The sequence below is a fragment of the Streptomyces goshikiensis genome (assembly GCF_014650555.1).
Classification (GTDB): domain Bacteria; phylum Actinomycetota; class Actinomycetes; order Streptomycetales; family Streptomycetaceae; genus Streptomyces; species Streptomyces goshikiensis.
The window spans coordinates 245,464-263,904 of sequence record NZ_BMVE01000002.1 but is presented as its reverse complement, the minus strand read 5'-3'; the positions used below and the strand labels follow the sequence as shown (position 1 = coordinate 263,904).

General features: G+C 73.6%; 16 protein-coding genes. 2 read left to right on the top strand and 14 right to left on the bottom strand.

From position 1 onward, the window contains the following. Window positions 1-8 precede the first annotated feature (8 nt). Window positions 9-1,490: an MFS transporter gene (locus IE248_RS06530; protein ID WP_063781066.1), complete on the bottom strand. Its 1,482-nt coding sequence runs from the start codon at window positions 1,488-1,490 to the stop codon at window positions 9-11. A gap of 175 nt (window positions 1,491-1,665) precedes the next feature. Here IE248_RS06530 and IE248_RS06525 point away from each other — a divergent pair, with 175 nt between their 5' ends. Next, entirely contained in the window at window positions 1,666-3,732 is a 2,067-nt protein-coding gene (locus tag IE248_RS06525) for a S9 family peptidase (RefSeq protein WP_190030154.1), read from the top strand. Between the two features lie 107 nt (window positions 3,733-3,839). On the opposite strand, the gene IE248_RS06520 is transcribed toward IE248_RS06525, so the two are convergent. The 5 genes from IE248_RS06520 to IE248_RS06500 form a co-directional block, all read right to left on the bottom strand. Beyond that, window positions 3,840-4,757, bottom strand: a complete 918-nt coding sequence (locus tag IE248_RS06520; RefSeq protein WP_229895219.1) for an ABC transporter ATP-binding protein — start codon at window positions 4,755-4,757, stop codon at window positions 3,840-3,842. A 92-nt stretch (window positions 4,758-4,849) separates the two neighbouring features. Beyond that, window positions 4,850-5,938: an ABC transporter ATP-binding protein gene (locus IE248_RS06515; RefSeq protein WP_190030153.1), complete on the bottom strand. Its 1,089-nt coding sequence runs from the start codon at window positions 5,936-5,938 to the stop codon at window positions 4,850-4,852. After that, window positions 5,938-6,924 (bottom strand): ABC transporter permease, encoded by a 987-nt coding sequence (locus IE248_RS06510; RefSeq protein ID WP_073796557.1) that lies wholly within the window; start codon window positions 6,922-6,924, stop codon window positions 5,938-5,940. Before IE248_RS06510 ends, IE248_RS06515 begins: the two co-directional genes overlap by 1 nt. Continuing rightward, complete coding sequence (locus tag IE248_RS06505) at window positions 6,921-7,871, bottom strand: ABC transporter permease (protein ID WP_008742883.1); 951 nt, start codon at window positions 7,869-7,871, stop codon at window positions 6,921-6,923. Before IE248_RS06505 ends, IE248_RS06510 begins: the two co-directional genes overlap by 4 nt. Window positions 7,872-7,892: 21 nt before the next feature. After that, window positions 7,893-9,644, bottom strand: coding sequence for an ABC transporter substrate-binding protein (locus IE248_RS06500; protein WP_190030152.1), 1,752 nt, complete (start codon window positions 9,642-9,644; stop codon window positions 7,893-7,895). Window positions 9,645-9,962: 318 nt separating this feature from the next. Here IE248_RS06500 and IE248_RS06495 point away from each other — a divergent pair, with 318 nt between their 5' ends. Then, on the top strand, window positions 9,963-10,490 hold the full coding sequence (locus IE248_RS06495; RefSeq protein ID WP_073796559.1) for a hypothetical protein: 528 nt from the start codon (window positions 9,963-9,965) through the stop codon (window positions 10,488-10,490). Window positions 10,491-10,632: 142 nt separating this feature from the next. Here IE248_RS06495 and IE248_RS06490 read toward each other — a convergent pair whose 3' ends face one another. The 8 genes from IE248_RS06490 to IE248_RS06455 all read right to left on the bottom strand — a co-directional run bounded on the left by IE248_RS06490 (window position 10,633) and on the right by IE248_RS06455 (window position 18,344). Beyond that, entirely contained in the window at window positions 10,633-11,349 is a 717-nt protein-coding gene (locus tag IE248_RS06490; protein ID WP_037798293.1) for a GntR family transcriptional regulator, read from the bottom strand. A 54-nt stretch (window positions 11,350-11,403) separates the two neighbouring features. Then, window positions 11,404-12,324: an ornithine cyclodeaminase family protein gene (locus IE248_RS06485; protein WP_190030469.1), complete on the bottom strand. Its 921-nt coding sequence runs from the start codon at window positions 12,322-12,324 to the stop codon at window positions 11,404-11,406. 23 nt (window positions 12,325-12,347) lie between these two features. Beyond that, on the bottom strand, window positions 12,348-13,388 hold the full coding sequence (locus IE248_RS06480) for a proline racemase family protein (RefSeq protein WP_229895155.1): 1,041 nt from the start codon (window positions 13,386-13,388) through the stop codon (window positions 12,348-12,350). Further along, window positions 13,385-14,389, bottom strand: a complete 1,005-nt coding sequence (locus tag IE248_RS06475; protein WP_190030151.1) for a proline racemase family protein — start codon at window positions 14,387-14,389, stop codon at window positions 13,385-13,387. Before IE248_RS06475 ends, IE248_RS06480 begins: the two co-directional genes overlap by 4 nt. 16 nt (window positions 14,390-14,405) lie before the next feature. Beyond that, window positions 14,406-15,323, bottom strand: a complete 918-nt coding sequence (locus IE248_RS06470; RefSeq protein WP_037798287.1) for a dihydrodipicolinate synthase family protein — start codon at window positions 15,321-15,323, stop codon at window positions 14,406-14,408. A gap of 76 nt (window positions 15,324-15,399) precedes the next feature. Then, window positions 15,400-16,824: an FAD/NAD(P)-dependent oxidoreductase gene (locus IE248_RS06465; RefSeq protein WP_073796562.1), complete on the bottom strand. Its 1,425-nt coding sequence runs from the start codon at window positions 16,822-16,824 to the stop codon at window positions 15,400-15,402. Then, a complete protein-coding gene (locus IE248_RS06460; protein ID WP_229895153.1) occupies window positions 16,805-17,134 on the bottom strand; it encodes a (2Fe-2S)-binding protein in 330 nt (109 codons plus the stop codon). Before IE248_RS06460 ends, IE248_RS06465 begins: the two co-directional genes overlap by 20 nt. 16 nt (window positions 17,135-17,150) lie before the next feature. Beyond that, entirely contained in the window at window positions 17,151-18,344 is a 1,194-nt protein-coding gene (locus IE248_RS06455) for an NAD(P)/FAD-dependent oxidoreductase (protein ID WP_190030150.1), read from the bottom strand. Window positions 18,345-18,441 lie beyond the last annotated feature (97 nt).

Here is an 18,441-nt window from a genome sequence, read left to right as displayed (position 1 = left end):
GCCGCGGATCAGACCGCCGTCGGGGCGTGGTTGCCCTGGAGGCGGGCGAGGTCGGAGGGGCGGACCTGGATGACGAACAGCGCGATCAGCGCGCAGACCAGGGTGAACGCGGCCGCCGCGACGAAGGAGGCGCTGACGCCCGAGGTGAGGACCTGATCGCTCCACGGCTTCGGGAACTGATGGGTCTTGGTGAAGAGCAGCTTCTGCGCCGGGGTGGCGGAGCTCAGGAAGGGGCCGATCTGTTCCTTGGCCTCGTTGCGGCTGGCCGTGCCGAACACCGTGACCAGGATCGACAGGCCGAGGGAACCGCCGACCTGCTGCATCGAGTTCAGCAGGCCGGAGGCCGCGCCGGACTCCCGGTCGGGGACGTTCGAGAGGGCCATCAGGGTCAGCGAGACGAACTGCATGCCCATGCCCGCGCTGAACAGCAGCATCGGGCCCAGGATGCTGCCCAGGTACGTCGAGCCGATGTCGGTCTGGGTGAGCCAGGCGAGCCCCGCGGCCGCGCACAGCGAGCCGACGACCATGAACGGTTTCGGCCCGAACTTCGGCAGCAGCTGGGAGGTGATCCCCGCCATCACCGCGATCATCGCGCTGACCGGCAGGAAGGCGAGGCCGGCTTCGAGCGGGCTGAAGCCGAGCACGTTCTGCACGAACAGGGTCAGGAAGAAGAACATGCCGAAGATCGCGCAGGCGAAGAACAGCATGATGGCGTAGGTCCCGGCCCGGTTGCGGTCGGCGAACATGTGCAGCGGGGTGATCGGCTGCGGCGAGCGGCGCTCGTTCAGGATGAACAGGGTCAGCAGGACCACGGCCACCGCGAAGGAGGTCATGGTCAGCGGGTCGCTCCAGCCCTCCTGGGAGGCGCGGATGAATCCGTAGACGAGGGACACCATGCCGATGGTGGACAGCAGCGCTCCGGCGAGGTCGAAGTGTCCGGGGTGGCGTGCGGACTCGCGGATGACGCGCGGGGTCGCGAGCGCGATCAGCAGGGCGATCGGGACGTTGACGAAGAGCACCCAGCGCCAGTTGAGCCATTCCACGAGGATGCCGCCCAGGAGCAGCCCGATCGCGCCGCCGCCCGCCGAGACGCCGGCGAACACGCCGAAGGCCCGGTTGCGCTCGGGGCCTTCGGGAAAGGTGGTGGTGATCAGGGCGAGGGCGGTCGGGGAGGCGATGGCTCCGCCGACGCCCTGGAGGGCGCGGGCGGCCAGCAACTGGCCCTCGTTCTGGGCGAGTCCGCCCAGCAGCGAGGCCAGGCCGAAGAGCAGGACACCGGACATGAAGACGCGCCGGCGACCGAGGATGTCACCGGATCGGCCACCGAGGAGCAGCAGTCCGCCGAAGGTCAGGGTGTAGGCGCTGACGACCCAGGAGAGGCTCTCGGTGGAGAAGCCGAGGGCGGTCTGGATGTGCGGCAGCGCGATGTTCACGATGGTGATGTCGAGGACGACCATGAGCTGGCAGGAGGCCAGGACGAAGAGGGCCAGCCCTTTGCCGCTTCCTCGGACCTTGCCGTCGGTCCCGTTCCTGGTGGGCGTTGTGTTCGGGTCCACCTTTTCGACGTTAAGCCCGCGCACCGGGGGTCACCACTCGAACGGCCCAGTCCCGGACAGGTGCTTGGGGCATATACAGTGTGGTATTTCACATGTCACACTGCGTATCATGGATGACTTCCTCAGGCTCTCCGCGAGCACCGCCCGCTTCACGTACGGCGCGCCGCGCGCGTTCTCCTTCGGGGACGACGGCCGGCTGCTCTGGTTCCTCCGTTCCACCGGTCCCACCGACGCGTTCGACGGCCTGTGGGTTCTCGACACCGCCACCGGCACCGAAATCCGGCTTGCCGACCCCCGCGAGCTGTGCCCCGAACCCGGCGAGCAGCCCGTCGCCGAGCGGCGGCTGCGCGAGCGGATCCGGCTCGTCGCCGAGGGCATCGGCTCGTACGCGCTCTCCGGCGACGGCCGCACCGCCGTCTTCCCGCTCTACGGGCGGATGTACGCGGTCACCTGCGACGGGAGCGGACGGCCCGCCGGGGAACCCCGGGAGATCCCCGCCGCCGGGCCCGTCTTCGACCCCCGTCCCGACGCCGACGGCGGCCGCGTCGCCTACGTCACCGGCGACGCGCTGCACACCGCGCCCGGCGGCCGGGTCAGCCCCGACGACGGGGCCCGCTGGGGCGTCGCCGAGTTCGCCGCCGCCGAGGAGCTGGGCCGCTCCCGGGGGCACTGGTGGTCCCCCGACGGGACCGCGCTGCTGGCCGCCCGGGTCGACGAATCCGCCCTCCAGCGGCGCCACTTCGCCGATCCGGCGCACCCGGAGCTGCCGCCCGAGGACTTCGCCTACCCCGAGGCCGGCGGCCCCAACGCCGATGTCCAGCTGTGGGTGCTCGGACCCGGCGAGCGGCGGATCCGGCTCGACTGGGACGCCGCGGCCCTCCCGTACGTCTGCGACGCGGGCTGGGAATCGGCCGGGGAGATCCTGCTGACGGTGGCGGACCGGCTCCAGCGCAACGTCGCGCTGCTCAGCGCCGACCCGGCCACCGGGCGCACCCGGGAGCTGTCCCGCACCACGCACCCCCAGTGGGTGGACCCGCTGCCCGGCACCCCGGCCCGGCTCCCCGACGGCCGGATGCTGACCGCGGCCGACGCCCCCGGCGGGACCGCCCGCGCCCTCGCCGTGGACGGGGAGCCGCTCACCGGGGAGGGCATCCAGATCCGCCGCGTCGCCGGGATCCACCAGGGCGCCCTGCTCGTCGAGGCCGGTCAGCGCGACCCCTCCGAGCAGCAGGTGCTCCTGCTGGACCTCGACTCGGGGAAGCCGGCCCCGGTCGCGGACGGGCCCGGGGTGCACTCCGTGTCCGCCTCCGCCGGGGTGCTGCTGCTGACCTCGGCCGACGCCGACGGGATCCGGCGCACCGTACGCACCGCCGACGGGCGGGAGTTCAGCCCGGCGGACCTGAGCGAGCCGCTGCCCTACCGGGTGGTCCCGGTGCTGGAGCGGGTCACCGAGCACGCCATCCCGACCGCGCTCGTCCTGCCCCGCGGCCATGTGCCCGGGCAGCGGCTGCCGGTGCTCATGGACAGCTACGGCGGCCCCGGCATGCAGGACGTCAGCGCCGAGCCGCGCCGCTGGCAGGCCCGCCAGTGGTGGGCCGACCAGGGCTTCGCCGTGGTCACCATCGACAACCGCGGCACCCCGTACGTCTCGCCCGCCTACACCCACGCCATGTACCGCGGGTTCTCCGAGGTCACCCTGGAGGACCAGGTCGCGGCCCTGCGCGCGCTCGGCGAACGCCACCCGGACCTGGACCTCGGGCGGGTCGGCATCCACGGCTGGTCCTACGGCGGCTACCTGTCCGCCCTCGCGGTGCTGCGCCGCCCGGACGTCTTCCACGCCGCGGCCGCCGGAGCCGCGCCGACCGACTTCCGGCAGTACGACACGGCGTACACCGAGCGGTACCTGGGCCTGCCCCAGGACCACCCCGAGGTCTACGAGCGGGACTCCCTACTCCCGGACGCGCCCGCCCTGACCCGGCCGCTGCTGCTGGTCACCGGCCTGGCCGACGACAACGTCCACCCCTCGCACACCCTGCGCCTGTCGCAGGCCCTGACGGACGCGGGCCGCCCGCACCAGCTGCTGGCCCTGCCCGGCGTCACGCACATGACCCCGGGCGGGACGCGGGAGAAGCTGATGGCCCTGGAGCTGGAGTTCTTCCGCCGGGAACTCGCCTGACCGGCGCCTAGCCGACGCCCGGCCGACGCCCGGCCGGACAGCGCGAAGGACCCCGGGGCCGATCGTGTCGGCCCCGGGGTCCTCCTCTTCCTTCCCCTGGATCCCCGTCAGTCACCGGGGAAGTGACATGCCACCTCGCGTGAGGCGGTGACCTGGAGCAGTGGACGCTCCGTGCGGCAGATGGCCTGCGCCTTCGCGCACCTCGGATGGAAGGTGCAGCCCGAGGGCGGGGCGGCCGGGCTCGGCGGGTCGCCGAGCAGCACGATCCGCTCGCGCCGCCGCTCCGCCACCGGATCCGGCAGCGGTACGGCGGACAGCAGCGCCCGGGTGTACGGGTGCTGGGGGTTCTCGTACAGCGACTTCTTGTCGCCGATCTCGACGATCCGGCCGAGGTACATGACGGCGACCCGGTCGCTGACCCGTCTGACGACGGACAGGTCGTGCGCGATGAACACGTAGGCCAGGCCCAGTTCGGCGCGCAGCCGCTCCATCAGGTTGACGATCTGCGCCTGGACGGAGACGTCGAGGGCGGAGACCGGCTCGTCCGCGACGATCAGCCGGGGGCCGGTGGCGAGCGAGCGGGCGATGCCGATGCGCTGCGCCTGGCCGCCGGAGAACTCGTGCGGATAGCGGTCGATGTGCTCGGGGATCAGCCCGACGAGCTCCATCAGCTCGGCGGCCCGGCGGCGGGCGTCCACCGCGCTCGCGCCCTGTACGAGCAGCGGGTCGGAGATGATCCGGGCCACCGTCTGGCGGGGGTTGAGGGAGGAGTGCGGGTCCTGGAACACCATCTGGATGTGCCGGCGCAGCGGCCGCAGGGCGCGCGGGGAGAGCCGGCTGATGTCCCGGCCGTCGAAGCGGACGCTGCCCGAGGTGGGTTCCAGGAGCCGTACCAGCATCCGGCCGGTGGTGGACTTCCCGCAGCCCGACTCCCCGACGAGGCCGAGGGTCTCGCCGGCCGCCAGGTCGAAGGAGACCCCGTCGACCGCGCGTACGGGAGCCGATCGCCTGCCGGCGAAGGTCATGGTGAGGTCCCGCACCCGCAGCAGCGGCTCGGCCGGGTCCGTTCCGGCCCGGTCCGGCCGGGCGCGGGTGTCCGGCGGCCCGGTCTCTACGGTCATGGGGACACCTCCGGGGCGGTCTGTGCGGTCTGTGCGGTCTGTGCGGTCTGTGCGGTCTGTGCGGTCTGGGCGGTCGCCGCGGTGTCGGCCCCCGCGAAATGGCATGCGGCGGAGCGCCGGGCCGCGCCGTACGGCCGCGGCTCGGGACGCTCGGTGGCGCAGCGGCGCCGCTGTTGCGGGGTGGCCGCGGCAGCGACGTGGCAGCGGGGGGCGAACGCGCACCCCGGGGCCGGCGCCAGCAGGGAGGGCGGGGAGCCGGGGATGGCCCGCAGGGGTTCGTCGTCGGCGTCGTCGAGCCGGGGCAGCGAGTCGAGCAGGCCCCGGCTGTAGGGGTGGGCGGGACCGGCGAACAGCTCGTCCACCCCGGCCTGTTCGGCGGCCCGCCCGCCGTACATGACCAGGACGTCGTGGGCGACGCGGGCGACCACCCCCAGGTCGTGGGTGATCATCACGACGCCGAGGCCGCGCTCCTGCTGGAGGCGCGCGATCAGCTCCAGGATCTGCGCCTGCACGGTGACGTCGAGGGCCGTGGTGGGCTCGTCGGCGATCAGCAGGTCGGGCTCGCAGACCAGCGCCATGGCGATCATGACGCGCTGGCGCATGCCGCCGGAGAACTGGTGCGGGTACTCCCCGGCCCGGCGGGCCGGCTCGGGGATGCCGACCTCGCCGAGCATGTCGACGGCCCGTCGGCGCGCGGCGGCCCGGCGGGCCCCGAAGTGGACCCGGACGTGCTCGGCGATCTGCTCGCCGACCGTGTAGTAGGGGTGCAGGCTGCTCAGCGGGTCCTGGAAGATCATGGCCATCTTCCGGCCGCGCAGCCGGCTGAGCTCCCGCTCGGTCAGGCCGGTCAGCTCCTGCCCGGCCAGGGCGATGGAGCCGCCGATCTCGGCGCCCCGGTGCAGGCCCATGACGGCGAGCGAGGTGACGGACTTGCCGGATCCGGATTCCCCGACGATGCCGAGGGTGCGCCCGGCCTCGACGGTGAACCCCAGTGAGTCGACGGCCCGTACGGAGCCGCGCGGGGTGGTGAACGTGACCCGCAGATCGCGTACCTGGAGCAGTGGGGGCTCGGGGAGAGCGGCCATCAGTACCTCACCCTCGGGTCGATGACGGCGTACAGGAGGTCGACGGCGAGGTTGGCGACGACGATGAAGAACGCGGCGAGCAGGGTGACCCCGAGGACGACGGGCTGGTCGGAGCTGACCAGCGCCCCGTAGAACAGCCGCCCGATGCCGGGGAGTCCGAAGATGGACTCGGTGATGACGGCGCCGGCGAGCAGTCCGCCGAGGTCCATGCCGAAGATGGTCAGGATCGGGGTCATCCCGGAGCGCAGCCCGTGTTTGACGACGACGACGCGCTCGGGCATGCCCTTGGCGCGGGCGGTGCGGATGTACGGCTCGGCCATCGCCTCGATCATCGAACCCCGGCTCTGGCGGGCGTACATGGCGGCGTAGAGCAGGGCGAGCGCGGTCCAGGGCAGCAGCAGGTTGGTGGCCCAGCCGAGCGGGTCGCCGCTGAAGGCCTGGTAGGTGGGGTAGGGCAGGAGCCCCGCGATCCGGATGACCCCGTAGATGAGCATCACGGAGGTGAAGTAGACGGGCAGGGAGGCGGCGGCGACGGCGCCGACCATCAGTGCCTTGTCGGTGAGGGTGTCCTTGCGCAGGGCGGCGGTGACCCCGGCGCCGAGGCCGAGGACCAGCCAGAGGACGGCGGCGCCGACGGCGAGGGAGGCGGAGACCGGGAGGCGGTCCATCAGCAGGTCCCAGACGGGCAGGGAGTTCTCGTACGAGTAGCCCAGGCAGGGGAAGTCGCACTGGACGGCGTACTGGCCGCTGCCGAGGGTGCGGCCGGTGAAGATGCCGGTGAGGAAGTCGGCGAACTGGCGCCACAGCGGCTGGTCGAGGCCGAGGTACTCGCGTACGTCGGCCAGCCGTTCGGCGCTGCAGGTCTTGCCGCAGGCGGCGGCCGCCGGGTCGGAGGGCAGGACGTAGAAGATGAGGAAGGTGACGGCGGCGATGGCCAGGAGCACGCCGGCGAGGGCGAGCAGGCGGCGGGCGAGGTAGAGGATCACGTACGGCCGCCCCTCGGGTCGAGGATGTCGCGCAGGGCGTCGCCGAGGAGGGTGAAGGCGAGGACGGAGAGGAAGAGGAAGACGCTCGGGATGAGGAAGTACATGGGGTCGGTCTCGTAGTAGGCCACGGACTCGGCGATCATCTGGCCCCAGGACGGGGTGGGCGGGCGGACGCCGACGCCGAGGTAGCTGAGCGCGGCCTCGGTGCTGATCATGCCGGGGATCAGCAGGGTGGTGTAGGCGATGACGGGGCCGCAGACGCCGGGGAGGACGTCGCGGGTGAGGATCCGCCAGGAGCTCGAACCGCCGACGCGGGCGGCGTCGACGTACTCGCGGTGTCTGAGGGAGAGGGTCTGGCCGCGGACGACGCGGGCGACGCCGGGCCAGCCGAAGACGCCGATGACGGCGGTCATGAGCACGATCCGGTTGACGTCCTTGGCCACCGACAGCATCGCGATCATGAAGATCAGCGAGGGGAAGGACATGGTCAGGTCCATCAGCCGGGACAGGACGGCGTCGGTGCGGCCGCCGAAGTAGCCGGCGGCGATCCCGGCGGCGGTGCCCGTGACGACGACGATGGCGGTGGCGGCGAAGGCGATGAGGAGGGAGACCTGGGCGCCGGTCACGACGCGGGCGAACAGGTCGCGGCCGGTGACGGGTTCGACGCCGAGCCAGTGCTCGGGGCCGATCCCGCCGAAGGAGCCCAGAGGCTGGCCGCCGAGGTAGGGGTCGACGGCGCTCTTGTCGTACTCCTCGGGCGACCAGCCGCCGAGCGCCCCCAGCCAGGGGGCGGTGACGGCCATCAGGACGAGGAGGACGACGACGCAGAGACTGACGCGGACGGCGGGGCGGCGGCGCAGCTCCCGCCGGGCGAGCTGCCAGGGGCTGCTGCCGGTGGCCGGCGCCGCGCTGCCGTCCCGGGCGGCGGCGGGTGCGGTGGTGGTCATGGTGTCGGGGCTCCGGCCGCCTCAGCCCTGGCTCTTCGAGGGGTCCTTGAGGCCGACCGTGCCGTAGTCGATGGTCCCGGTCCACACGGGGTGGCCGAAGGCGCCCGCGATGTTGGGGCCGACGAGCAGCGGCTTGCGCTCCAGCAGGACCGGGATGGAGGGGGACTTCTTCATGATCTCGGCGTCGAGGTCGGTCCAGGCCTGGCCGGCCTGCCGCGCGTCGTCCATGGCGTTGATCTCGTCGATCCGCTTCATGGTCGCCTCGTCGCGGAACTGGCTGTAGTTGCCCTGGTTGCCCTTGTCCTTGACGGTGCGTCCGTCGAAGACGAAGGGGATCCAGGTGGAGCCGGAGGGGTAGTCGGGGCACCAGCCGGTCAGCGTCATGTCGGGGGTGGTGGACAGGTCGCCGATGACGTCGTAGTACGCGCCCGGGTCGACGGTGTCGATGACGACCTCGACGCCGGCCCGGGACAGGCCCTGCTGGATGGCCTCGGCCTTGCCCTTGTCGCCGGTGGAGACGGCGAGGGAGACCTTCAGCTTCTCCTTGCCGGCGGCCTTCAGGAGTTCCTTGGCCCTGGCCGGGTCGCCGGAGGGCGCGATCTTCAGGGTGTCGGCCTGCTTGCCGCCGGTGAGGGCCGGGGGCAGGTAGGCGGTGGCGATCTCGTTGAGGGCCGGGCCGCCTCCCGCGGTGATCACGGCTTCCTTGTCGACGGCGTACTGCATGGCCTCGCGGACCTTGGGGTCGTCGAAGGGGGCGCGGGAGTTGTTCAGGTGGAGCATCTCGGTACAGCCCTGGGACTCGGCGAGCAGACGCGCCTTGATCTCCGGCTTCGGCAGCACCTTGGGGGCGCTCTCGGGGCGCATGTCGGCGTACTGGACGGCGGAGGCGTCGGCTCCGTCGCCGGCGATGATCCGGTCGTCGATCTGGCCGCCCTTGAGGCCCATCACGACGACGAACCTGTCGGGGTAGGCCTTGCGGACGGGGTCGGTGGCGGCGTCCCAGTGCTCGTTGCGGACGAGGACGAGCTTCTTGTCGCGGTCGTACGTCTCGATCTTGTACGGGCCGGAGGAGAACGGGCGGGCGTCGTACTGGGTGCCCTTCTCCTTGGCCTCGGGGACGGGCGCGAAGGTGGGGAGGGTGGCGGTCGCGGAGAACTCGGCGACGGGGCGCTTCAGTTCGAAGACGATCGTGCGGTCGTCCGGGGTCTTCACGGAGTCGAGGTGCTTGCCCTGGAGGGGGCCCTTGTAGCCGTCGGTGCCGGCCAGGTACTGGGCCGCGTAGTCGGGGCCGCCGGTGAGGTCGGGGGCGAAGGAGCGCTCGACGTTGTACTTGACGTCCTGGGACCTGACGGGCGAGCCGTCCTCGTACTTCACGCCCTCCTTGAGGGTGAACGTCCAGGTCCTGCCGCCGTTGGAGGGGGTGCCGAGGTCGGTGGCGAGGTCGGGCACCAGCTCGCTGCCGGCCTTGCCGGGCTCGGCCTTGAAGGTGACGAGGGTGCGGTAGAGGAGGCGGGTGCCGAAGTCCATCGTCGGCATCGTCCAGTTGCGGGCGGGGTCGAGGTGGGAGAAGTCCTGGTTGGACAGGACGGTCAGGGTGCCGCCCTTGACGGGGGTGCCGCCGAGGATCTTGCCGTCGTTGGCGGCGGCGGGGTTGCTCGCGCCGCCGCCCTTGCCCGGGGCGGAGCCCTTCTTGGTGTCGGAGCAGCCGGAGGCACCGAGTGCGAGAGCCACCACCAGGCTTGTGGCGAGGGCGAGTTGGGTGCGCTTGGTCATGGGTCACTCCAGTGAAGGGCCGCGCTTTATGGTGTGTGACCGGTAACATAGTAATGTGAAATTGCACTGACAAGGGGTCGGTACCGCCGTTATCCAGCCGTGTCCGATCCGGCTCCCGGGCGGCAGCCGATCCCACCCCCGGTCGACAGCCTCGGACAACGGCGGGAAAATGGGAGGAGTTGCGGCCCTCGGACGCCGAATGTGAGCGGTGACCCCAGAGGGCAGGCGTGGCTCACCACCACCGCCCGGCCGCGTCCCTGATCGGGGTGGCGACCTCAAGAACGACACCTCCGCGCTCCCGAAAGGGAGGAACGAACGATGAACACACGCATTCGCGTCGCCCTGTTCACCCCCCTCATCGCCTCGTCACTCGCCGTCGGCACGCTGGGCTTCGCCGTGTCCTCCGCGCACGCCGCGCAGAGCGCGGCGCCCACGAAGGCGAGTTGCAGCACCAAAGCCTCGACGAACGGCACCGGCAGGGTCACCGTGAGCGGCACCGGCTTCAGGCCGAGCACCAAGGTGCTCCTGGAGGGCTCGACGGGCAAGACCTTCACGGCCAGCGTCACGGCCAGCGGCGGCTTCGCCGTGGCCAACCTGGAAGACGCGGACTACAGCGCGACGCAGAGCGGCACGGGCGAGATCGCCTGCGGCTCCGCCAAGGCGGCCGAACAGAAGGACGCCAAGGCGCAGTTCAAGGAAGGCTTCTCCCAGGGCTTCGCGCTCGTCAAGGCGGACTGCAAGAAGCTGAACCAGCAGAACAAGAACAACCTGGCCGCGGTCGACCCCAACTTCGAGAAGGGCTTCAAGGCAGGGTCCGAGCTGGCCGCGCAGCGGTTCTGCAAGTAGCAGCGGTTGGCAAGCAGCCGAGCCACTCTCCCCGTGACACCGGAACCGTAGAGCGGCCGGGCCCGAAGTGCCCGGCCGCTCCCCGGCGTCCCGCGCGGGGCGCCGAGGTGTTCCGTGCGGGCCGGCGGGCCCGCGCGGGAGCTCAGTTCTTGGCCGCGCCGCCCAGGCGGGCCGCCGGGCGGCCGACGGGTTCGTCGCGGCCCTGGGCCCAGAGCGACCGGACGTGGCCGAGGTGGCGCGTCATGCACGCCTCGGCCGCCTCCGCGTCGCCGCTCAGCATCAGGTCCAGCAGTTCCACGTGTTCCTCCGCGGAGGAGACCAGCTTGCCCGCCTCGTCCAGCCCGGTCAGTCCGTACAGGCGGGACCGCTTGCGCAGGTCGCCGACGGTTTCGACGAGCCGGTCGTTGCCCGCGAGGGCGAGCAGCGTCAGGTGGAAGCGGCGGTCCGCCTCCAGGTAGCCGATGAGGTTGTGCTCGCGCGCGCTGGTGACGATCTCCTCGGCGATGGGGCGCAGGGCCTCCAGCTGCTCCGGCTTGGCGATCTTCGTGATCCGGCCGATGGTCGGGACCTCGATCATCGTGCGCAGTTCGGTGTACTGGTCCAGGTCGCGCTCGCTGACCTCGGTGATCCGGAAGCCCTTGTTGCGGACCGGTTCCACCAGGCCCTCGCGGGCGAGGTCGAGCATGGCCTCGCGCACGGGCGTGGCCGAGACGCCGAGTTCGGCGGCCAGGCCCGGTGCCGAGTAGACGTTCCCCGGGCGGAGTTCGCCCGCTATCAGGGCTGCTCGAAGGGCATGGCCGACCTGGTCGCGGAGCCGTTCCTGGGCCTTGATGAGACTGTGCTGCTTCAGGTCACCCATTGCTTTTCCTCCGACACCGCACACCACCGACGAGCAGAGGCACAGCGTACAATGTCACGTTTCGCTGTTGTCTCCGCCGGCGGCCCGGAACAGCGCGACCGCCACAGCGAGATCCTCCCAGGCCATGCCCACGCTCTTGAAGAGCTGTGGACAATTCGGCGGCCCGCCCACCGGCAGCCGGCCGGCGACCAGGTCAGCAAGGGTGCCGCTGATATGACCGGGCCCGATGGCCCCTTCCGCCTCCGGCACCAGCAGGTCCCCCGCCTCCCGCAGCGCCGCCGCCCGGGACTCCACGTACACCGCCGCCCGCCGCACCAGCGCCGTGTCCGTCTCCCGCGCGTCGGGCTCGTGCGAGCCGACGGCGACGACGGTGGCGCCCGGGCCGACGAGCCGCCCGTCGAAGAGCGGCTCGCGGGCCGTGGTGCAGCAGACGACCAGATCGGCGCCCGCCACGTCCGCGGCGGTCCCGGTCCGGGCCTCGTAGCCCATCTCCCGCGCGCGGGCGGCGAGTCGGGCCGCGCCCGGGGCCTTGCGCGCCACGACCACGACCTCGGCCGGCTCCCGCACCGCCGCGACCGCTTCGAGGTGTCCGTACGCCTGCGGCCCCGACCCGAACAGCACCAGCCGCGGCGGCGGCCCGGCCGGCGCCAGGTGGCGCAGCGCGAGCGCGGAGACCGCCGGGGTGCGCAGCGTCGTCAGGGCCGCCCCGTCGAGGAGGGCCAGCGGGCGCAGGGTGGGGCCGTCCAGGAGCAGGTACGAGCCGGTGATGCGGGGCAGTGCCCGCCGCGCGTTCCCCGGCGCCACCCCGGCGATCTTCACCCCGGCGTACGCCCCGGTCGCGGCCGGCATCAGCAGCAGCTGCCCGCCGGGGACGTCCAGGGCCGTGCGCGACGGGCAGCCTTCCGGGTCCACCCCGGCGCGCAGGGCGTCGGCCAGCGCGTCGGCCGCGGCGGCCGGGGTGAGGAGCCCGGCCATCTCCTCGGCGGTCAGCTGCGGGATCACAGCAGGAACCCGGTGCCGAGGGCGTCGTGCGGATCGGTCTCGAAGACGTGCTCGCCGGTGCGGTACGCGGTGCCGGTGACCTCCGTGACCAGGCCGCCGTCACCGGCCGGGTCGCCGGGGACCACCCGGCCGGTGAAGACGGTCCCGACGACCGATTCGTGCAGCAGGTCCTCCCCCGGCGCCAGCCGGCCGTCCTCGGCCAGCAGCGCGAGCCGCGCCGAGGTCCCGGAGCCACAGGGCGAGCGGTCGACCTGTCCGTCGGCGAAGACGGTGACGTTGCGCTGGTGCGGCCCGAACGGGGTGTCGGGCAGCTCCTCGTACAGGACCACCCCGTAGACCCCGGAGAGCAGCGGTCCGCCGGGGTGCCAGGTCGCGGGGTGGGTGGCCAGGGCGGTGCGGATCTCCCGCCCGGCCCTGACCAGGGAGGGCAGCGCGGCCCGGGTGACCTCCAGGCCGAGGTCCCGCGCGGAGGCGACGGCGTAACAGGCCCCGGCGTGCGCGATGTCCACCTCGGTGATGCCGAGGGAGGTGGCGACGGGCACCCGGCGGGCGCCCACCCGGGCCGGGACGCCCCGGAAGGTGACCCCGGTGGTGCGGCCCCGGGCGCGGTGCACGGTGGCGGTGACCCGCCCGGACGGTACGTCGATCCGCACCCGGGCGTCCCCGTCGTCGGGGGCGGCGACCCGGCCGGTGTCCACCGCCCAGACGCCGAGGGCCATGGTGCCGTGCCCGCAGGCGGTGGAGTAGCCGTCCTTGTGCCAGAACAGCACTCCGAAGTGGGCCCCGTCGTCGTCCGGGGGCACCACGAACCCCCCGTACATCCCGGCGTGCCCGCGCGGCTCCCGCACCAGGAGCCGTCGTACGTCGTCCAGCGCGCCCGGGCGCGGAGCGGTCCCGGAGCCGCCGGCGCCGATGACGGTGGCGCAGCGCTCGGCGACGGTGTCCCCCGGGACCGGGGGGAGTCCTTCGCAGACGATCCGGAAGGGCTCGCCCGCGGTGTGGTAGTCGGTGGCGCGGACGGCCCGGACGGCGCTCACAGCAGGAACCCCCCGGGGAAGGGGTCGGCCGGGTCGAGGAAGTACTGGGCGGTGCCGGTGATCCAGGCCCGTCCGGTGACGGTGGGGACGACGGCCGGGAGTCCGCCGACGGTGGTCTCGGCGATGAGCCGGCCGGTGAACTCGGTCCCGATGAAGGACTCGTTGACGAAGTCGGCACCGGTTTCCAGCAGGCCGCGGGCGTGCAGCTGGGCCATCCGCGCGCTGGTCCCCGTACCGCAGGGCGAGCGGTCGAACCAGCCGGGGTGGATGGCCATGGCGTGCCGGGAGCGGCGGGCGTCGGAGCCGGGGGCGGCGAGGTAGACGTGCTTGACCCCGGCGATGGAGGGGTCCTCGGGGTGGACGGGCCGGTCGGCGGAGGCGTTGACGGCGTCCATGACCGCGAGCCCGGCGGCGAGCAGGTCGTCCTTGCGGGCCCGGTCGAAGGGCAGTCCGAGGGAGTCGAGTTCGACGAAGGCGTAGAAGTTGCCTCCGTAGGCGAGGTCGTAGGTGACCGTGCCGAGACCGGGCACCTCGGCCTTCAGGTCGAGCCCGGCGCAGAAGGACGGGACGTTGGTGAGGGTGACGGCGCCGGCGGCGCCGTCCTCGACCCGGACGTCCACGCTGACCAGTCCGGCGGGGGTGTCGAGGCGGACGGTGGTGACCGGTTCGACGACGGGCACCATGCCGGTCTCGACGAGGACGGTGGCGACCCCGATGGTTCCGTGGCCGCACATCGGCAGCAGGCCCGACACCTCGATGTAGAGCACGCCGAAGTCGGCGTCGGGCCGGGTGGGGGGTTGCAGGATCGCGCCGCTCATCGCGGCGTGTCCGCGCGGCTCGTACATGAGCAGGGTCCGTACCTGGTCCATGTGCTCGATGAAGTGGAGCCGCTTGTCGGCCATGGTGGCGCCGGGGACCACCCCGACTCCCCCGGTGATCACGCGGGTCGGCATGCCCTCGGTGTGGGAGTCGACCGCGTGGTAGATGTGGCGGGTACGCATTCCGGTTCCCTCGCGACTAGTTGAGGCCCTCGGCGAGGGCCTTCTCGGTGGCGGCGCGGACGGCCGCCTCGGTCTCGCCGGTGAGCGGGAAGCGCGGCGGGCGGGTGGCGCCGCCGGGGCGCCCGGCCAGGTCCATGGAGAGCTTGATGGCCTGGACGAACTCGATCTTGGAGTCCCAGCGCAGCAGCGAGTGCAGGGACTTGTAGAGCGGCAGCGCGGTGTCGAGGTCTCCCGCGACGGCGGCCCGGTAGAGGGTGGCGCAGGCGTTCGGGAGCGCGTTGGGGTAGCCGGCGATCCAGCCGACGGCGCCGGCGAGGGCGAGTTCGAGGAGGACGTCGTCGGCGCCGATGAGCAGGTCGAGGCCCGGGGCGAGTTCGGCGATCTCGTACGCGCGGCGGACGTCCCCGCTGAACTCCTTGACGGCGACGATGCTGCCGTCGCCGTGGAGGCGGGCGAGGAGCGGCGGGGTCAGGTCCACCTTGGTGTCGATGGGGTTGTTGTACGCGACGACGGGCAGCCCGGCCGCGGCGACCTCGGCGTAGTGGGCGCGGACGGCGGCCGCGTCGGCGCGGAAGGCGTTGGGGGGCAGCAGCAGGACGGAGCCGGCGCCGGCCTCGGCGGCCTGCTCGGCCCAGCGGCGGGCCTCGGCGCTGCCGTAGGCGGCGACTCCGGGCATGACGCGGGCGCCGTCGCCGGCCGCCTCGACGGCGGTGCGGACGACCTGGGCGCGTTCCGCGTCGGTGAGCGTCTGGTACTCGCCGAGGGAGCCGTTGGGGACGACGCCGTCGCAGCCGTTGGCGATCAGCCAGGCCACGTGTTCGGCGTACGCGTCGTGGTCGACGCTGAGGTCCTCGCGCAGCGGCAGCGTGGTGGCGACCATGATGCCGTGCCAGGGGCGGGTGCGGGTGGGCGCGGGGGTGGGCGCGTACGTCATGTGAGAGCTCCCTAGAGTGATGTGTGACATTTTACTTGGGGGTGTGAGTCGGCCACAAGGGTCCGGAGGAGCCGGATCAGCCGTCCGTGGCCGGAAGTTCGGCGAGGTGGCGCAGCGGGACCGGGCAGGACAGCGGCCGCCGGTCCGGCGCCGCGCCGCCCGGGGAGGAAGCGCCCTCGCCGGCGAGGGCGGCGACGGCCGGGCCGCACATCCGGCCCTGGCACCAGCCCATGCCGGCGCGGGTGAGCAGTTTGACGGTACGCACGTCCCCCGCGCCCAGGTCTTCGACCGCCTCGCGGACGCACCCGGCCGGGACCTCCTCGCAGCGGCACACCTCGGTGTCGTCCCGGAGCCAGCCCGTCCAGCCGGCCCCGGGACGGTGCGCGGCGCCCATCGCGGCGGCGAAGGCGCGCAGCCGGGCGCGGCGGCGGACCAGCGCGGCCGGGGCGGCCGCCCCGGCGATCGCGCGGGCGGCGAGCTCCCCCTCGGCCAGCGCCAGTTCGGCCCCGCCGATGCCGCCGGTCTCCCCGGCGGACCAGATGCCGGGCACGGAGGTCCGCTGCCGGGCGTCCAGTTCCAGGGCGATCGTGCCGTCGGCGGCGCGCACGGTCGCGCAGCCGAGCCCGGTGGCCAGCTCCAGCTGGGGCACGAGCCCGTGGCCGACGGCGAGCGCGTCGCAGGGGATCCGGCGGGCGGTGCCGGGCAGCGGACGCCAGTCGCGGTCGAGGCGGGCGACCGTCACGGCCTCGACCCGGCCGGTGCCGTGCGCCTCGGTCACGGCGTGCCGGGTGAGCAGCCGGACGCGGTGGCGCAGCAGCGCGCCGCCGTACGTGGCGGCTTCGCCGATCTTGCCGGGGTTGCGGAGCAGGGCGGGGGCCCGCCCGGCGTACCCGGTGTACGAGGCGGCCTCGACGACGGCGGGCACCCGCGCCCCGGCGGCCGCGAGGGATCCGGCGACGGCGAGCAGCAGCGGCCCGCTCCCGGCGACGACCACCCGCCGGCCCGGCAGGACGAGACCGCTCTTGAGCATGGCCTGGGCGCCGCCGGCCCCGACCACGCCGGGCAGGGTCCAGCCGGGGAAGGGGAGCTGGCGCTCGTGGGCCCCGGTGGCGAGCAGGACGGCCCGGGCGCGGACGGCGGCGGCGCGCTCCTCGGGGCCGGCGACGGCGTGCAGGGTCCAGCGCCCGCCGTCCGGGACCACGGTCCAGACGTGGTGCGAGGGCAGGTACGTGATCCGGCCGGCCGACTCGTGGGCGCGCAGGGCGGCTTCGCGGCGGGCGAAGGCGGCCCAGCCGTGGTGCAGGGTCTCGGGGCGCGCGGCGCCGAGGCCGGGCGCCGGGTGGCGGTAGTACTGGCCGCCGGGGCGCTCCCCGGCGTCGAGGACGGTGACGCGCAGCCCGAGGCCGGCGGCGGTGACGGCGGCGGCGAGCCCGGCGGGGCCGGCGCCGACGACGGCGAGGTCCACGGGATCCGCTCCGCGGTCAGACGGCGAGGTCGGCACGGCCGGTTCCCTCCTGGGTGGTGACGGTGTCCCCGGGCAGGGCGGGCACCAGGCAGGCGCGCTGGTTGGGACGCCCGTTGACGGTGACGAGGCAGTCGTAGCAGCTGCCGATCCCGCAGAACGCGCCGCGCGGGGCGCCGGTCTCGCGGGTGGTCCGCCAGGCGAGGATCCCGGCGCCCCACAGCACGGCGGCGATGCTCTGCCCCGCCTGCGCGGACAGCTCCCGCCCGTCGAAGCGCATCGTGTACGTGGCCACGGGCGCCCCGCCCACGAGGGCCCGGGGCGACCGGGTACCCGGACTCTGGCTCATCTGCCGTTCTCCTTCGTCATCGTGTGGCCGCCGTGCCGGAGCCGTCCGGGCCGGAGCCGTCCGGGCCGAAGCGGTCCGGGCCGAAGCGGTCCGGGCGGAACGGGTGTGGGTCCAGCGGGGTTTCGGCGCAGGTGAGGGCGGCGGCGATCAGCTGCCCCGTCGCCGGCGCCAGCCCGATGCCGGCGCCCTCGTGCCCGCACGCGTGCAGCAGCCCCGGCACCCGCGGATCGGCCCCGATCGCCGGAAGGTGGTCCGGCAGGTACGGCCGGAACCCGTGGTACGCCCGCAGCACCCGGACGTCGGCCAGCACCGGGAACAGCGCGGCCGCCTGCACCGCGAGCCGCCGCAGCGCCTCCACCGACAGGCTCCGGTCGAAGCCGACCCGCTCCCGGGTGGCCCCGATCAGCACCGGGCCGGAGGGCGTGCCCTCGACCACCGCCGAGGACTGCAGCGCGGCGGACCCGCTGGCCACGTCCGCGATGTAGTCGGCGGCGTACACCTTGTGCCGCACCACCCGCGGCAGCGGCTCGGTGACCAGGACGAACCCCCGTCGCGGCAGCACCGGCAGCTCCACCCCGGCGAGTTCGGCGATCCGCCCGCCCCAGGTGCCGGCGGCGTTGACCACGGCGGGGGCCCGCAGTTCCCGCCGCCCGGTCCGCACCCCCCGTACCGCCCCGCGCTCCAGCAGGAAGCCCGTCACCTCCTCCCCCAGGTACACCTCGGCGCCCGACGCGGCCAGCAGTCGCGCCGCGGCCTGGGCCGGCTGCACCTGGGAGTCCTGCGGGTAGTGGAAGCCTCCGGCCGGGCCCGGGGCCAGGTGCGGTTCCAGCTCGCGCAGTTCCCCGGCCCCGACCTCGACGGCGTGGACCCCGGCGGCGCGCTGGCCGTCGGCGAAGGTCCGCAGCGCCTTGAGGGTGGTCTCGTCCGGGGCGACGACGAGGCCGCCCTTGGCCTCGTACTCGATGCGTTCCGGGAGCACCTCGGCGAGTTCCCGCCAGAGCCCCGCCGACCACAGCGCGAGGTCGAGTTCCGCTCCCGCCCCCTTGTCGGAGACGAGCAGGTTCCCCTCCCCCGCGCCGGTGGTTCCGCCCGCGACGGGGCCGCGGTCCACGACGGCCACGGTGAGTCCTGCGCGGCCGGCGTAGTAGGCGCACGCGGCGCCGACGACGCCGGCGCCGATGATCACGACGTCCTGGGAGTGTCTGGGCACGGCAGTAATATGTCACATTCTTTAGTCGGTGCCCAGGACCACCCGGGCCGGCCGCGTACCGGCCGGGACGGCCCCGCCCGATCCGGCCGGGGGCGGG

What these genes read in the sequence shown, in the direction of transcription:
- IE248_RS06525 (WP_190030154.1), top strand. Translation starts at nt 1,666, where the DNA reads ATGGATGACTTCCTCAGGCTCTCCGCGAGCACCGCCCGCTTCACGTAC.
- IE248_RS06520 (WP_229895219.1), bottom strand. Translation starts at nt 4,757, where the DNA reads ATGACCTTCGCCGGCAGGCGATCGGCTCCCGTACGCGCGGTCGACGGG.
- IE248_RS06515 (WP_190030153.1), bottom strand. Translation starts at nt 5,938, where the DNA reads ATGGCCGCTCTCCCCGAGCCCCCACTGCTCCAGGTACGCGATCTGCGG.
- IE248_RS06505 (WP_008742883.1), bottom strand. Translation starts at nt 7,871, where the DNA reads ATGACCACCACCGCACCCGCCGCCGCCCGGGACGGCAGCGCGGCGCCG.
- IE248_RS06500 (WP_190030152.1), bottom strand. Translation starts at nt 9,644, where the DNA reads ATGACCAAGCGCACCCAACTCGCCCTCGCCACAAGCCTGGTGGTGGCT.
- IE248_RS06495 (WP_073796559.1), top strand. Translation starts at nt 9,963, where the DNA reads ATGAACACACGCATTCGCGTCGCCCTGTTCACCCCCCTCATCGCCTCG.
- IE248_RS06490 (WP_037798293.1), bottom strand. Translation starts at nt 11,349, where the DNA reads ATGGGTGACCTGAAGCAGCACAGTCTCATCAAGGCCCAGGAACGGCTC.
- IE248_RS06485 (WP_190030469.1), bottom strand. Translation starts at nt 12,324, where the DNA reads ATGGCCGGGCTCCTCACCCCGGCCGCCGCGGCCGACGCGCTGGCCGAC.
- IE248_RS06475 (WP_190030151.1), bottom strand. Translation starts at nt 14,389, where the DNA reads ATGCGTACCCGCCACATCTACCACGCGGTCGACTCCCACACCGAGGGC.
- IE248_RS06470 (WP_037798287.1), bottom strand. Translation starts at nt 15,323, where the DNA reads ATGACGTACGCGCCCACCCCCGCGCCCACCCGCACCCGCCCCTGGCAC.
- IE248_RS06460 (WP_229895153.1), bottom strand. Translation starts at nt 17,134, where the DNA reads ATGAGCCAGAGTCCGGGTACCCGGTCGCCCCGGGCCCTCGTGGGCGGG.